Genomic DNA, 14,701 nt, shown 5'->3' with positions numbered 1-14,701 from the left:
TGGATCCTGGGTGCCCGTAGGCAGCAACGGACCACAGGCGCGCGATATTCCTGCCTGTCAATTGGCTGGACGGCCGCGTGCAGTTGGATGGCCAGGCGGGCAATCCGGTTGGTCTGCGGCACCGAACTACCACCATGAGCATCTTGATGTCCCGACCAGCGATCCGAAACCACGCCGTGGCACCGCTCGGCGCTCTGGACTCACCGAAGCCCGGTCCGCGCCCCGGCCCCCACGTTCCCGCCCGGCCAAAACCGGCACCACCGGCCACCGTGCTGGGCTACAGCCCGTTCCCGCTCGACTCGGATGCCCGCCACTTCGGCCTCACCACGAGTTCCATGCGACTCAGGGGCGGAACGGTCACGGTACGGCACGGACGCCGCAGCGCGAGTACGACCGCGACCATCCTGCTGCACGGCGCCGCCGGATCATGGACCACCTGGACACCCCTGCTTCAGGCCGCCGATGCGACCGCCCGCGACCTGACCGATCTCATCATCCCCGACCTGCCGGGGTGGGGTGACTCGCCACTTCCGGCCGACCGTTCGACGCTCGGCCTCGAATCGATGGCCGAGCTGGTCGCCGACCTGGCGCGCTCCCTCGGCTACGAACGCTGGAACGTTGTGGGTCACTCCATGGGCGGGTTCATCGCACTGGCGCTGGCGGCGAGCGAAACGCGCGCCACGGCATCCGTCGGCCTGGTCTCGGCCACCTCGTTTTCGATCCAGGACAGCGTTCGGCACCCAGTTCGCCGGTTCTTTGCGCTGCCCGCCTTCTCGGCGCTGTTCCAGACCATGCGGATGCTGCAGCTCGCTGGCCCGCTCGGCCGCGGCCTGGTACGGGCGGTCACGCGCTTCGGCCTGCTGCGCTTCCTGGTGGCTCCACTGTTTCGGTACGGCCAAGCCGTCGATGCCAGCGTGGTCGCCGCCCTCGGCGCCGAGATGCGGCCGGCCGGTTTCGTGCTGGCGGCGACCCGTGCCGGCGCCTACGACGCCTCCGCAAGCTGGGCGCAGATCAGTTGCCCGGTGCGCTCCGTGCACGGCGACCGGGACGTGTTCGTCACGGCCCAGGACGACCGAAAGCTCCTTTCAGTCGTGCCGCAGTGCGTGATCAGCACGATTGCCAGCGCCGGGCATTTCGGTCAGATCGAGCGCCCGCTCGAGGTGCTGCTGCGGCTCGAATTCGCGGCCTCACTACCGATCGGATCGACTTCGAGTCAGCTGGGCACTTCCTGAAAACCTTGTCTTTACCCCCCAAACGGAGGACAGTTGTTAGCAGTGCCCGGTTCAACTCCAAAGTACATTCTTCGCTTTCATTCGTTCCGGCTCCCGGCTCTCAGTGAGCGCAACCGATCGCAGCGAAATGGAAGTGGCAATCATGGGTTCTCTCACGTACGACCGTGTCGTCGTGGAATTCGAAGATCGCATGCTGGCACACCTGCAGCTCGTAATCATTCAAAAGCTTCGCCGCGGCGAAAGTTTTCTGTTGTCCTGGCGTGATGCCGCCGTCGTCGGCGACGGCCGCAGCTCTGCCTGGCTGCACCCGGCGATTCCGCTCTATTTCAAGTTTGCCGGCGGCCACGCACCGAGCATCAACCCGAACTGGGTCGCCCAGCTGACCCGCTCGGCTAACAGCTCGCAGGGGCTCGTGGTGACCGCGGAAGAAAGCGCCGCCGTTGACGCCAATGCGACCCCGAAGCTAGAACCGGCCATCGGCATTCGAGCGGCCGCGCAGACCCGCGCGACCAAGGCCAGCGTCACCGAACGCTGATTCTCATAGGTGCCGCTTCGCGCGGCACGACGGTGAAGCGTCGGAGTGCGAGGGCCGGATTGAGAGCGCGCACGGCGGTGACTCTGGCCGGTGTGAGGTAGGCGACGGCGACATCCGCTGCCTCGCCGAGGCTGACCAGCGCAACGCCCATCGGGTCAATGATGAGGCTGGTACCAACGCCGATCGGCGGGGTCTGATCGGCGGCCGCCACAAAAACGGTGTTCTCCAGCGCCCGGGCCGTCAGCAGGGTACGCCAGTGGTGTTCTTTGAGCGGGCCACGCACCCACTCGGACGGCACGAGCACGAGGGTGACTCCCGCGTCGACGAGTCGACGCGTGACCTCGGGAAAGCGGATGTCGTAGCAGGTCTGCAGCCCCACCCGCAGGCCGCCGACATCGAAGGTCTCGGGGTCGGTCACGGTGCCGGGCAGCACCCACTCCGATTCACGGTCGCCGAACGCGTCGTACAGGTGCAGCTTGCGGTAGGTCGCCACGAGGTGCCCGGTGTCATCGAGAGTGACGAGCGTGTTCGAGAACCTGGCCGGGTCCACGGTCGTTTCGAGCATGCCGGCCACGATGTGGATGCCGAGTTCGGCGGCGAGCGCGGCCAGCGCGGTCACGAATTCTCCGTCGAGCGGTTCGGCGGCCGCCACAAACGACGGCCCGAGTTTCGGTTCGAAGAATGCCGAGTACTCGGGAAAAACGACGAGTTGGGCGCCACGACCGGCGGCCGTTTCGGCCAGCTGCCGCATGGTGCCGAGGTTAAGCGCCCGATCTGGCCCAGGGGCGAACTGGGCAACGGCCACGCCGACCGCATCGGAATCGATCGTTGCGGATTCATGCGTTGCGGCGCCTGGAGTCATGGCGAAAGCCTAGCTGGCCGCTCGATCAGCATGCCGATACCGATGCCAACCGGCGAAAGGTTTGATCTTCGCAGTCAACTGAGGGGTTATCGAAGGCTCCCGTTAACATTTGCTGGGTAGGTTCATAGGGTGACTTCCGTTATCGCTCCGCATCTTGCGGCCCCTCCGGTGCCCGGACGACGCCTGTGGCGACGGCTTTCACCCGCCTGGTCGGCGGGTCTCGTGGGCCTCGTGGCCTTTTTGGTATCGTTCGCCTGGTCCTGGCAGCCGTCGTATTGGGGCGATGAGGCGGCCAGCGTCATGTCGGCCGAACGATCGCTCCCCTCGCTGTTCGGCATGCTCGAGAACGTCGATGCCGTGCACGGCCTCTACTACCTGTTTCTGCACGGCTGGATCGACCTGTTCGGTGCGTCCGAGCTCGCCACCCGGCTGCCGAGCGCGATCGCGATCGGCGTCGCGGCTGCGGGAACGGTGGTTCTGGCGCGATTCTTCATGGGGTCTCGGGTTGCCATCGCCGGCGGACTGGTCTTCGCGATCATTCCGCGGGTGACCTATATGGGCTCCGAGGCGCGATCCACCGCCATCGCCACGGCCATCGGGGTCTGGCTGACCGTGCTTCTCGTGCACGCTGTCCGAAGCAGCGCCGGGAGTCGGCGCCGGCAGATCCTGCTCTGGGGTTCCTATTCCGTGCTGCTCGCGCTCGGCATCTACGTCTTCCTGTTCCTGGCGCTGCTGCTGCCGGTACACGCGGTGGCGGTCCTCGTTCTTGGCGGCCGGCATCCGCTGTGGCGCAGCGTTTTCTTCTGGGCCGGTGCAAGCGCGATCGGGCTGCTGCTGGCCGCCCCCATAGTGCTGGCGGGCTCAGCGCAGCGGGAACAAATCGCTTTCATCGGCCGACGACCCCAGGTCAGCGTGAGCGAAGCGGCCGTCATGCAGTGGTTCGACACCATTCCGGTGGCGATCATGGCCTGGTCGCTCATTTTCATAGCGGTGATCGCGGTATTCCTGCCGCGCCGCGGCACGCATCGGTCGGGCAGCCTGCCGGGCCCGGCCGGACTGACGATTTTTCTGGCCTGGATGCTGGTGCCGAGCGCGATTCTGCTCATCGGTACCCACCTGATCGCGCCGATGTATTCGTTGCGCTACCTCTCGCTCTGCGCCCCGGCGGTGGGCATTGTGATCGCCGTGGGCGTGGCGGCACTGGCCAGCAATTGGTTGCGCGTCGCGAGTGTCCTGGCCCTCGTGGCCGTGATCGTGCCCGCCTATGCGGTGCAACGCGGTGACTACGGCAAGAATGAGGGCAGTGACTGGCGCCAGGCAGCCGACATCATCGCCGCCCGGGCAACGCCGGACGACGGTGTGGTCTTCGACCAGAGCGTGCGCCCGTCACGCCTGCCCCGGTTAGCCATGCATCTCTACCCCAACGCTTTCGCCGGACTGCGCGACGTGACCCTGACCCGCCCGTACGCTGACACGACCTGGCTGTGGGACGAGGTCGCACCTCTGACCGACGTGCTGCCGAGCGTAGTGAACCTCAACACGGTGTGGCTGCTGCAATACTCGGGGAGTGCAGATTCGCGGAAAGAAACGGATGTCCACACGCTTCAACTCCAGGGTTTCCGCGTCGTCGACACGACACTGGTCAACCGCACCCGCATCATCGAAATGACGAGGTAACGTCGTGCCCACCACCACCACCACGCTGGTACTCGTACCGACCTATAACGAGGCCGAAAACATCGCCTCGATCGTGGATCGACTGCGCTCCAGCGTGCCCGAGGTGCACATTTTGGTCGTCGACGACGCTTCGCCCGACGGCACCGGCACCCTGGCCGACGCGATCGCGGCTCGGGATTCCAGCGTTCACGTGCTGCACCGCACCGAGAAGACCGGCCTCGGCGCGGCGTACCTCGACGGCTTCGGCTGGGGCCTCGGCCGCGGCTATACCCGGTTGGTGCAGCTCGATGCGGATGGCTCCCACCTGCCGGAGCAACTCGCCACCCTGCTCGATGCTGCCGTCACGGCTGACGTCGTGATGGGCTCACGCTGGGTTCCCGGCGGGGCCATCGAGAATTGGCCCTGGCACCGGCGCGCACTCTCCCGCGGCGGCTCCTGGTATTCCCGTCTGCTGCTGCGGCTGCCGCAGCGCGACGCCACCGGCGGTTACCGGGTTTACTCGGCCAGGGCACTCGAGCGCATGGACCTCTCGAGCGTCGACAGCCTCGGCTACTGCTTTCAGATTGAGATGCTGCTGCACGCGGTGCGCGCTAACCTGCGCGTCGTCGAGGTGCCGATCACCTTCGTCGAGCGGGTACGCGGATCGTCGAAGATGAGTCCACGCATCGCCGTCGAGGCGATGGCGCGGGTCACTCTGTGGGGCGTGACCGGAATGGGCATCAGCCGGTCCGGCGCGCGGGAGGCCGCCGCGGCCGCACGCGGAGCCTGAATCGGAAACATTCCGGGTGTTTGAGTCAATTTGACTATATGATGGATCCAGCAGTTAAAGTCACACTGACCTTTACGACTGGATCCCCGTGCTGGAGCACCACCTGACCGAGAAGAGTCTGCGGGAACGCGGCAGCGCGCAGGCGACCCTGGCGGTTTCGACCGTGATCTTCGCCCTGCGCCCCGACGACGAGTCGGGCCTGAAGACACTCTGGCTCCCGCTCGTGCGCCGCACTCGCGACCCGCACCGGGAGCTCTGGGCGCTGCCCGGCGGATGGCTGCCGGCCGACGAAGAGCTCGCAGCCGCCGCCGGTCGTACCCTGCGCGAAACCACGGACCTGTCGCCGCGCTACCTGGAGCAGTTGTACACGTTCGGCGATATCGACCGCTCCCCCGGCCTTCGCGTGGTCTCCGTCGTGTACTGGGCGCTGGTGCGTTCGGAGGTCGCGGAGCGAGCATCCGTTGGTGAAAACGTTCGTTGGTTTGCCGCGGACCAGCTGCCGCCGCTGGCGTTCGACCACAACCGCATCGTGGAATACGCCCTCTGGCGGCTGCGCACGAAGGTCGAATACGCCCGCATCGCGCACGCCTTTCTCGGCGACACTTTCACCCTCGCCCAGCTGCGCGACGTGCACGAGGCCGTGCTTCAGAAGGCGCTCGACCCGGCCAACTTTCGTCGCTCGATGGAGTCGAGCGGCACCCTGATCAGCACCGATCAGCACGTGGCGGGTGCCCGCCACCGGCCCGCACGGCTTTACCGGTACGACGATCGGGCCAACGAGCACGACCCGCCGGGACCAACCCGCTAACTCCCCCCACCCCTCTTCATTCTCAAGGAGCACGACCATGACTATTCCTTCGGTCGAGACCACCATTCGTCTCATCGGCACCGGCAAAGCCGCCGGCAGCACGTGCAGTCCCGATCTGGCGACTGCGCCGTGGGAATTCGACGCCGGCACCCCCGGTTACGGCCCCGGCTCCTCGATGGGCGACGTGATTCCGGCCGGATCTCCCCGTCAGGGCGCCCTGCCGGAGCGCTACCGCACCGCCTCACCCGAGGAACTCAGCGCCCGCATCGTCGAGGCCAAGAACGTGCTCGGCGACTCGGTCGTGATTCTCGGCCATTTCTACCAGCGCGATGAGGTGCTGCGGCACGCCGATTTTGTGGGCGACAGCTTTCAGCTCGCCCAGGCCACGCAGAGCCGCCCCGACGCGGCCGCGATCGTATTCTGCGGCGTGCACTTCATGGCTGAAACCGCCGACCTACTCTCCGGGCCCGATCAGGCCGTGATTCTGCCGAACCTGGCTGCCGGCTGCTCCATGGCAGACATGGCCGACATCGACTCGGTCACCGAGTGCTGGGAACAGCTCGAAGAGCTGTACGGCACCGGGGCGGATGCCTCCGGCCGGGTTCCGGTGATTCCGGTCACCTACATGAATTCCTCCGCCGCGCTCAAGGGCTTCTGCGGCGAGCACGGCGGCATCGTCTGCACCTCGTCGAACGCCAAGACCGTGCTGGAGTGGGCGTTCGAGCGCGGCCAGCGCGTTTTGTTCTTCCCCGACCAGCACCTCGGTCGCAACACCGCCAAGGCCATGGGCGTGCCCCTGGAGCAGATGCCGATGTGGAACCCGACCAAACCGCTCGGCGGCAACACGGCTGCCGAACTCGACGACGCCCGGGTCGTGCTCTGGCACGGTTTCTGCAGCGTGCACCGCCGCTTCACCGTGCCGCAGATCGACGCCGCCCGCGCCGATCACCCCGGCGTGCGGGTCTTGGTGCACCCGGAATGCCCGATGGCGGTCGTCGACGCTGCCGACTCGGCCGGTTCCACCGACTTCATCGCGAAAGCCATCGCCGCGGCCCCCGCCGGCACGACCTTCGCGATCGGCACCGAGATCAACCTCGTGAACCGGCTGGCTGCCCAGCACCCCGAGCACGAGATTTTCTGCCTCGACCCGGTGATCTGTCCCTGCTCCACCATGTACCGCATCCACGCCGGCTACCTGGCCTGGGCGCTCGAAGCGCTCGTCGGCGGCGGCGAGGCACCGGGCGAAGTTCTCAACCAGATCACGGTGGCCTCCGATGTCGCCGGTAACGCCCGGGTGGCCCTCGAGCGGATGCTGGCGGCCCGGCCGCCGGTTCTGGTCGGCGCCTGATGTCATCCGTTCTCGTCATCGGGAGCGGCCTCGGCGGCCTGCTGGCCGCTGTGCGCGCAGCGGATGCCGGGCACCGCGTGGCGCTCGTCACCAAGTCGGTGCTGCCGGAGAGCAATACCCGGTACGCGCAGGGCGGCATCGCCGCTGCCCTGTTTCGTGACGACTCGGTGGACGCCCACGCGCTCGACACGCTGCGCGCCGGCGCCGGACTGTGCGACCCGGCCGCGGTGCGAGTGCTCTGCGAAGAGGGCCCGGCGCGGGTGCGCGACCTCATTCGGTTCGGCGTGGACTTCGACCGCGACGAATCCGGGGTGGCTCGCGGACTGGAAGCTGCACACTCGCGCTCCCGGGTCGTGCACGCCGGCGGTGACGCCACCGGCGCCGCGGTCGAGGCGGCGCTCGTCGCGACCGTGCGGCGCCGGGCCGCGATCGAGGTACGGGAACACACCATGCTGGTCGACCTGCTGGTCGACGACGACGCGGTGAGCGGCGCCCGGGTACTCGGCCCCGACGGCGTGCAGCGCTTGCTCGAAGCCGACGCCGTGATTCTTGCCACCGGCGGTGCCGGCGCCCTCTATACGCACACCACCAACCCCGCGGTCGCCACCGGCGACGGCGTGGCGGCGGCGTGGCGGGCCGGGGCATCCGTTACCGATCTGGAGTTCTACCAGTTTCACCCCACCGCCCTCGCGGTGCCCGGCACGCCGCTCGTCTCGGAGGCGGTGCGCGGTGAAGGCGCCGTGCTCAGAAATCAGCTCGGCGAGCGCTTCATGCTGGCCGAGCACCCCGACGCCGAACTCGCCCCACGCGACGTCGTCGCCCGGGCCATCGCCCGCCAGATGGAACGGCAGGGCGGCGCCCCGGTGTTGCTCGACGCGACCGCGCTCGGCCGCGAGCTGCTCGAAACCCGGTTCCCCACTATCACTGCCGCCTGCCGTGCCGCGGGCCTGGACTGGGCGGTCGAAGCCATTCCGGTAGCGCCGGCCGCGCACTATTGGATGGGCGGCGTCGAAACGGATACCTGGGCTCGCACCACCCGGCCCGGCCTGTTCGCCGTCGGCGAGGTTGCCCGCACCGGGGCGCACGGTGCCAACCGGCTCGCCTCCAACTCGCTGCTCGAGGCCGCCGTCTTCGCCGACCGCGCGGTGCGCGCGCTGGACCAGTCCTGGCCCACCGGCTCGGAAGGTCACGCCCACTCGCCGGTCTCTGCCTTCTCACACCATTTCGACGAGGCGATCCGCTCTGCGGATCTCTCCCACCCGTCGGTCGAGCCCGTCGAGACCGCCATAGGATCACCGTCAGCCGATCGAGCAACGCTGGTCGACCGCCAAACACTCCAGCAACTCCTCTGGCACTCCGCCGGGGTCCACCGCTCCGGCACCGGCCTGGCCGCAGCCGCCGCCAACCTCGCCGAGTGGACAGCCCCCGACCCCGCCAGCACAGCGGTCGCCGCCCTCGAAGACCGCAACCTACTCGACCTCGGCCGCCTGCTCGTGACCGCCGCCCTCGCCCGCGAGGAGTCGCGCGGCTCGCACTACCGCTCCGACTTCGCCGAGACCCGGCCCGAATTGGCCCGCTCAGTCTCGCAAGCACGCAGCTCCCAGTCACGCCCGCAATCACTCGAACTCGTTCCGGCCCAGGAGGCCATCGCATGCTGAGCAATCACTCCATCAACGTTGTCGTGCAAGCCGCCCTCGACGAAGACGCCCCCTGGGGCGACCTCACCTCGGCCGTGCTCATCCCCGAGGATGCCGTCGCGACGGCCAGGCTTGAAGCCCGCGAACCCGGCGTGTACAGCGGCAGTGCCGTGTTCACCGCCGCCTTCGCCCTCACCGACCCCCGCATCGAGGTACGCCAGTTCGTCGCCGACGGTGACCACTTCGTCGCCGGCGCCACGCTGGCCGAGGTGACCGGCCCGGCCCGCGGCATCCTGCAGGCTGAACGTATCGGGCTCAACTTCGTGCAGCGGATGAGCGGAATCGCCACCCTGACCGCCCGGTACGTCGCCGAGACGGCCGGCACCAAGGCCCGCATCGTCGACACCCGCAAGACCACGCCGGGCCTCCGCGCGCTGGAACGCGCGGCCGTGCGCGACGGCGGCGGCCACAACCACCGGTTCAGCCTGTCCGACACGGTGATGGCCAAGGACAACCACCTCGCCATCCTCGCCGCCGGGCCGCTCGGCCTCACCGAGGCGCTGCGAGCGGTGCGGGCCCGTCTCTCGCACACCACCCACTTCGAGGTAGAGGTCGACCGGCTGGACCAGATCGAAGGCGTGCTCGCTGCGGGTATCGATACGATCATGCTCGACAATTTCAGCCCGGAAGACTTGCGTACGGGCGTGCAGCAGGTCGCCGGTCGCGCCATCGTCGAAGCCAGCGGCGGAGTATCGCTCGAGACCGTACGCGACATTGCGGCATCCGGTGTCGATGTCATCTCGGTCGGAGCGCTCACGCACAGCGTGCACTCGCTCGACCTCGGCCTCGACGTGGCCATTCGGGTGAACACGCCGGCTGGGTTTGCTCTCTGACCCATGATTTACCTGGATAACGCCGCGACGACCCCGGTGCGCCGCGAGGCCCTTACGGCCATGTGGCCGCACCTCACCAGCGGCTTCGGCAATCCATCGAGCCACCACCAGGTCGGTGAGGCCGCCGCTGCCGCCCTGCTGGAGGCGCGCCGCAGCGTCGCCGCCTCGCTCGGCTGCCGGCCCGGCGAGGTCACGTTCACCAGCGGCGGCACCGAAAGCGACAATCTCGCGATCAAGGGCGTTGCCCTCGGCGCCCCGCGCGGCCGCCACATCGTGACCACTCCGATCGAGCACGAGGCTGTGCTCGACTCCTGCGACTACCTGCGGCGGCTGCACGGTTTCGAGATCACCCTGCTACCAGTGGATGCCGCCGGCCGCGTCGACCCGGCCGACCTGGCCCGCGCGCTCCGTTCCGACACGACCCTGGTCTCGGTGCACTACGCCAATAATGAGGTCGGTACCGTGCAGCCCGTGGCCGAACTGGCCGCTGCCGCGCGGGGTGTGCCGTTCCACACCGACGCGGTGCAGGCCGGCGGTTGGCTCGACCTGAACGTAACCACACTCGGCGTGGACGCGCTGAGCCTCTCCGGCCACAAGCTGGGCGCTCCCCCCGGCATCGGCGCAGTTTTTCTGCGCGGACGCCTTCCGATCGAACCGCTGCTGCACGGCGGCGGCCAGGAGCGCGGCAAACGCAGCGGCACCGAGAACGTCGCCGGAGCGGTCGCCCTCGCCGTCGCCCTGCGCCTGGCCGGTGAGGAGCGCGTACTCGCCGCCGCCCGCACCAGCACTCTTCGCGACGAATTCATCAGCACCGTGCTGCGCGACACGCCCTCGGCCCGGCTCACCGGCCACGCCACTGAACGGCTGCCGGGCACCGCGTCGTTCGTATTCCCGGGCACGAGCGGCGAGGCGGTGCTGCTCGAGCTCGAGCAGCACGGCATTGTCTGTTCGAGTGGGTCCGCCTGCGCGGCCGGCAGCAGCGAGCCCTCGCACGTTCTCACGGCCATGGGCCTCACGGCCGAGGTCGCTCACACTGCGGTGCGGTTCACGCTGGGTGTTGGCACGAGCGCGGCGGACGCGGTCGAGGCGGCGGCATCCGTTCGTGCAGCGGTCGCTGCGGTCGCCAGCCTCCGTGCCTGACCCGCCTCCTGACAGCGTCGCTATGACCTGATAATGTCATGACAACTAGCCAAAGCTCTTGGCTTGTCAGTGAGGTGTCAGGTGAGCGCGCAGGAAGAAAACGTCCTCCCTATGGGAATGTTCATGGATCTGGAGCGATCCGGGCCGATTCCCCTGTACTTTCAGGTTTCGCAGCGCATCGAAAAGGCCATCCTGAGCGGTGAACTGCCCGCCGGGTCACGGCTCGAGAACGAGGTCGCGCTCGGCCAGCGACTGGGCCTCAGCCGGCCCACCGTGCGCCGCGCCATCCAGGAAATCGTCGACAAGGGTCTGCTGGTACGTCGCCGCGGCATCGGCACCCAGGTCGTGCACGGCCAGGTCACCCGCAGGGTCGAGCTGACCAGCCTCTACGACGACCTCACCAACACGCACAAGGTGCCGTCCACCCATCTGCTCACCCTCGAATCCCAGCCAGCGGATGCGAAAACCGCCGAACGTCTTGGCGTCGCCGAGGGCAGCCCCACGTTGCACCTGCGCCGCGTGCGGCTAGCCGACGACGTGCCCGTCGCCGTGATGGAGAACTGGCTCCCCGAGGAATTCATCGGCATCGAACCCAACGATCTCGTCGCGCACGGCCTGTACCAGGTGCTGCGCTCGCGCGGCGTGACGATGCGCGTGGCCCGCCAGCACATCGGCGCCCGCAAGTCCACGGCCGAAGAGTCAGCTCTGCTGGAGATCGAGAAGAACTCGGCCCTGCTCACGATGGACCGCACGGCCTTCGACAACTCGGGCCGCGCCGTCGAGTTCGGCCAGCACTGCTACCGCCCCGACCTCTACTCCTTCGAAGTGACCCTGGTCGAAAAATAGCCAGCGTTTCGGAAACCGTGCAACGAATTCTGGCCGCCTGACCTCCCAAGGTCAGACGGCCAGAATTCTTTGTGCAGCCAGCGTGGTTCAGGCGCGGGCGAGCTCGTGGGCGAGGGCGTCGAGTTCCGCTCCGCCAGCCATGAGCTTCGTCATCTCCTCGATGGTGATCTCGCTCTTCTTGAAGTCCCCCAGGCTGGTTCCGCGTTTGAGCAGCAGGAACCGGTCACCGACGGGATAGGCGTGGTGCGGGTTATGCGTGATGAATACCACGCCGAGGCCGCGGTCGCGCGCCTGGGCGATGTACTTCAGCACCACGCCGGCCTGCTTGACGCCCAGAGCCGAGGTCGGCTCGTCGAGGATAACGACCTTCGCGCCGAAGTACACGGCTCGGGCGATGGCCACCGACTGGCGTTCGCCACCCGACAGGGTGCCGATGGGCTGGTCGACGTCGCGCAGGTCGATGCCCATCTTGGCCAGCTCTCCCTTGGTGATCCGGCGCATCCCCTTCACGTCCAGCTGACTGAACGGACCAAACCCTCGGGTCAGCTCGGAGCCGAGAAAGAAGTTGCGCCAGACCGGCATCAGCGGAACTACGGCCAGGTCCTGGTAGACCGTCGCGATGCCCAGATCCAGGGCTTCACGCGGGCTGCCGAAGGTGCGCTCGACACCATAGGCGAGAAGCTTGCCGTGGGTGTGCGCGTGGGCCCCGGACAGAATCTTGATGAACGTGGACTTGCCGGCACCGTTGTCCCCAAGAACGCAGAGGACCTCACCTGCCCCGACCGAGGCTGACACACCCTGCAGTGCCAGAATGGAACCATAGGTCTTGCCGATGTCCCGAACTTCAAGAATCGGCGGGGCAGCGGATGCCTGTGAGTCTGTCATGAGCGAACTCCTGCCTGGCGGCGTACATAGAGGTTGACGAGTACGGCAAGCAGCAGCATGCCACCGAGGAACGCTTTGAGCCAGTTATTGTCCCACTGCGCGAACACGATACCCTGCAGGGTCATGCCGTAGATCAGGGCGCCCAGAGCGGCACCGATGGCCGATCCGTAGCCGCCGGTCAGCAGGCAACCGCCAACGACAGCGCAGATGATGTAGATGAACTCCTGGCCGATGCCGGTCGTGGCCTGCACCGTTGACACGTCGAACAGCTGGAGCATTCCGACGAGCCACCCAGCGCCAGCCGTGGTCATGAACAGGCCCATTTTGACCTTCATGACCGGCACGCCCACCTGGCGTGAGCTGGTGATCTGGCCACCGACCGCGAAGATCCAGTTTCCCGAGCGGGTACGCAGCAGAATCCAGGTGGCCAGCGCGGTTAGGGCGATCCACCAGACGATGGAGATTTTCACGTCCATGCCAAAGAGTGCGAACGAGGAACCGAAGAACACCTTGACGGCATCGAAGCCGGGTACGGCGCTCATGCCCTGAATGGAGACCGTACCGGTGATGATCTTGGTGACCGCCAGGTTCACTCCCTGCAGAATGAAGAAGGTGGCGAGGGTGACGATGAAGCTCGGCAGCCCGGTCTTCATGACCACGAAGGCGTTCGCCGCACCGATTGCCAGTGCGATCGCCAAGGCGATCACGAGGGCGAGCCAGATGTTGACGCCCCACTCGGTCGTGACGATTCCGACGATGAGTCCGGTCGTACCGACCATGGCCCCGGCGGAGAGGTCGAACTCCCCGCCGATCATGAGCAGGGCCACGGCGACGGCCATGATGCCGAACAGTGATGCCGAGTAGAGCCAGGTGGCCACGCCGGCAGGAGTCAGAAAGGCCTGGGTCGAGACCGAGAAGAAGATGAAGATGGCGAGGGCGGCCACCGCTGCGCCGACCTCGGGTCGGCGCAGCAGCGTGATGATCAGACCGGCGGGCTTAATCCGTTCGTCGGTAACCGCGGGTGCGGTACGGGTCATCGCGTTCCATTCTTCGCGAACTTCGCGACCTGCTCCGCGTTGTCCTTGGTGACGAAGCCGGGGCCGGAGTAGACCGGCAGGCCGCCACCGACGACGTCGCCGTTACGAGCCTGCAGGGTGAGGAAGGTCACCGGCAGGTAGCCCTGGGAGTACGGCTGCTGGTCAACGGCGAACAGAATCTTGCCGTCGAGGATGAGCTGGGTGACGTCGGAGGACACGTCGAAGGTCGCGAGTTTCGCCGAACTGGCCGCTTCTTCGATCGCCTGGCTGGCCGCTACAGCGATACCCGGGTTCAGGGTGAGGACGCCATCGATGGACGGGTCAGCCAGAAGGCTGCTCTTGATCGTGTTCTGGGCGTCGGCAACGTTCGCGACGTCGACCTGAACGTTGGTAACGCTGCCGCCGAGGGTGTCAGCTGCGCCCTTGCAGCGTTCTTCCAGTCCGGTGTTGCCGGCCTCATGAATGACGCAGATGACGTTACTGACATCGGCAGCGGCGAGCTGCTCGCCCGCACCCTGACCGGCGATGAACTCGCTCTGACCGACGTGGGTCTGGGCACCGAATTCCCGGGACTGTTCCAGGCCGGAGTTGATCGTGATCACCGGGATACCGGCGGCGACGGCCTTTTCGACGGCGTTCTTGACGCCGTCCGGGTTGGCCATCGAGACGATCAGACCGTCGGGGTTCGTCGCAACGGCGGCGTCGATGAGCTGGCTTTGCTTGACCGGGTCACCATCGCCCTGGTAGGTGACAGTGGCGCCGAGGTCTTTTCCGGCCTGCTCCGCGCCGCTCTTGACGACGTCCCAGAAGGTGTCTCCCGGGGAGCCGTGGGTTACGACGGCGATCGTGACCGGGTCGCCCGAGGCCGCAGCGTCGGTGGTGGCTGCCGTGTTCGTGGTGGACGTGCAACCGGTGAGGGCGAGCGGCAGGACGACGAGCGCCGCCATCCAGCGAGATTTGAGCTTCATAAGTGGATCCTCCATTGGATACATTGTGACTGAGGCGGTGCCGTGTGTGGTGCGGATTGTGCTG

Annotated in this window: 14 protein-coding genes; 10 read left to right on the top strand and 4 right to left on the bottom strand. The window is 67.2% G+C overall.

Annotated features, from left to right (window positions below):
- Positions 1-134: 134 nt before the first annotated feature.
- Both E3T29_RS15450 and E3T29_RS15445 read left to right on the top strand, forming a co-directional pair.
- Entirely contained in the window at positions 135-1,232 is a 1,098-nt protein-coding gene (locus E3T29_RS15450) for an alpha/beta fold hydrolase (protein ID WP_134346458.1), read from the top strand.
- Positions 1,233-1,374: 142 nt separating this feature from the next.
- The gene (locus E3T29_RS15445; RefSeq protein ID WP_233197407.1) at positions 1,375-1,767 is read left to right on the top strand and encodes an ATP-dependent DNA ligase; all 393 of its coding nucleotides are present in this window, start codon (positions 1,375-1,377) and stop codon (positions 1,765-1,767) included.
- On the opposite strand, the gene E3T29_RS15440 is transcribed toward E3T29_RS15445, so the two are convergent.
- On the bottom strand, positions 1,754-2,629 hold the full coding sequence (locus tag E3T29_RS15440; RefSeq protein WP_134346457.1) for a carbon-nitrogen hydrolase family protein: 876 nt from the start codon (positions 2,627-2,629) through the stop codon (positions 1,754-1,756). The two genes, E3T29_RS15445 and E3T29_RS15440, sit on opposite strands and share 14 nt — an antisense overlap.
- A gap of 129 nt (positions 2,630-2,758) precedes the next feature.
- Here E3T29_RS15440 and E3T29_RS15435 point away from each other — a divergent pair, with 129 nt between their 5' ends.
- The 8 genes from E3T29_RS15435 to E3T29_RS15400 all read left to right on the top strand — a co-directional run bounded on the left by E3T29_RS15435 (position 2,759) and on the right by E3T29_RS15400 (position 11,747).
- Entirely contained in the window at positions 2,759-4,306 is a 1,548-nt protein-coding gene (locus E3T29_RS15435; protein ID WP_134346456.1) for a glycosyltransferase family 39 protein, read from the top strand.
- A gap of 4 nt (positions 4,307-4,310) precedes the next feature.
- Complete coding sequence (locus E3T29_RS15430; protein WP_198417772.1) at positions 4,311-5,075, top strand: polyprenol monophosphomannose synthase; 765 nt, start codon at positions 4,311-4,313, stop codon at positions 5,073-5,075.
- A 91-nt stretch (positions 5,076-5,166) separates the two neighbouring features.
- Positions 5,167-5,883, top strand: a complete 717-nt coding sequence (locus E3T29_RS15425; protein ID WP_370449188.1) for an NUDIX domain-containing protein — start codon at positions 5,167-5,169, stop codon at positions 5,881-5,883.
- A 37-nt stretch (positions 5,884-5,920) separates the two neighbouring features.
- A complete protein-coding gene (nadA, locus tag E3T29_RS15420; protein WP_134346455.1) occupies positions 5,921-7,231 on the top strand; it encodes a quinolinate synthase NadA in 1,311 nt (436 codons plus the stop codon).
- The gene (gene nadB, locus E3T29_RS15415; protein ID WP_134346454.1) at positions 7,231-8,889 is read left to right on the top strand and encodes an L-aspartate oxidase; all 1,659 of its coding nucleotides are present in this window, start codon (positions 7,231-7,233) and stop codon (positions 8,887-8,889) included. The genes nadA and nadB overlap by 1 nt, the downstream gene beginning before the upstream one ends.
- Entirely contained in the window at positions 8,883-9,761 is an 879-nt protein-coding gene (nadC, locus tag E3T29_RS15410; RefSeq protein ID WP_092341508.1) for a carboxylating nicotinate-nucleotide diphosphorylase, read from the top strand. The genes nadB and nadC overlap by 7 nt, the downstream gene beginning before the upstream one ends.
- 3 nt (positions 9,762-9,764) lie before the next feature.
- A complete protein-coding gene (locus E3T29_RS15405) occupies positions 9,765-10,901 on the top strand; it encodes a cysteine desulfurase family protein (protein ID WP_134346453.1) in 1,137 nt (378 codons plus the stop codon).
- A gap of 123 nt (positions 10,902-11,024) precedes the next feature.
- On the top strand, positions 11,025-11,747 hold the full coding sequence (locus E3T29_RS15400) for a GntR family transcriptional regulator (RefSeq protein WP_370449183.1): 723 nt from the start codon (positions 11,025-11,027) through the stop codon (positions 11,745-11,747).
- 87 nt (positions 11,748-11,834) lie between these two features.
- Here E3T29_RS15400 and E3T29_RS15395 read toward each other — a convergent pair whose 3' ends face one another.
- From E3T29_RS15395 to E3T29_RS15385, 3 genes are read right to left on the bottom strand one after another with little or no spacing between them, the layout of a single operon-like run.
- A complete protein-coding gene (locus E3T29_RS15395; protein ID WP_134346452.1) occupies positions 11,835-12,632 on the bottom strand; it encodes an ATP-binding cassette domain-containing protein in 798 nt (265 codons plus the stop codon).
- Positions 12,629-13,669: an ABC transporter permease gene (locus tag E3T29_RS15390; RefSeq protein ID WP_134346451.1), complete on the bottom strand. Its 1,041-nt coding sequence runs from the start codon at positions 13,667-13,669 to the stop codon at positions 12,629-12,631. The genes E3T29_RS15395 and E3T29_RS15390 overlap by 4 nt, the downstream gene beginning before the upstream one ends.
- Positions 13,666-14,637 carry a sugar ABC transporter substrate-binding protein gene (locus tag E3T29_RS15385; protein ID WP_241987849.1) on the bottom strand — a complete coding sequence of 324 codons (972 nt, stop codon included), beginning with the start codon at positions 14,635-14,637 and terminating at the stop codon, positions 13,666-13,668. Before E3T29_RS15385 ends, E3T29_RS15390 begins: the two co-directional genes overlap by 4 nt.
- Positions 14,638-14,701: the final 64 nt, after the last annotated feature.

The sequence above is a fragment of the Cryobacterium sp. TMT1-66-1 genome (assembly GCF_004403435.1).
Taxonomy (GTDB): Bacteria; Actinomycetota; Actinomycetes; order Actinomycetales; family Microbacteriaceae; genus Cryobacterium; species Cryobacterium flavum.
Note: the sequence above shows the minus strand (reverse complement) of the source record. Positions and strands in the feature narration are given on the sequence as shown.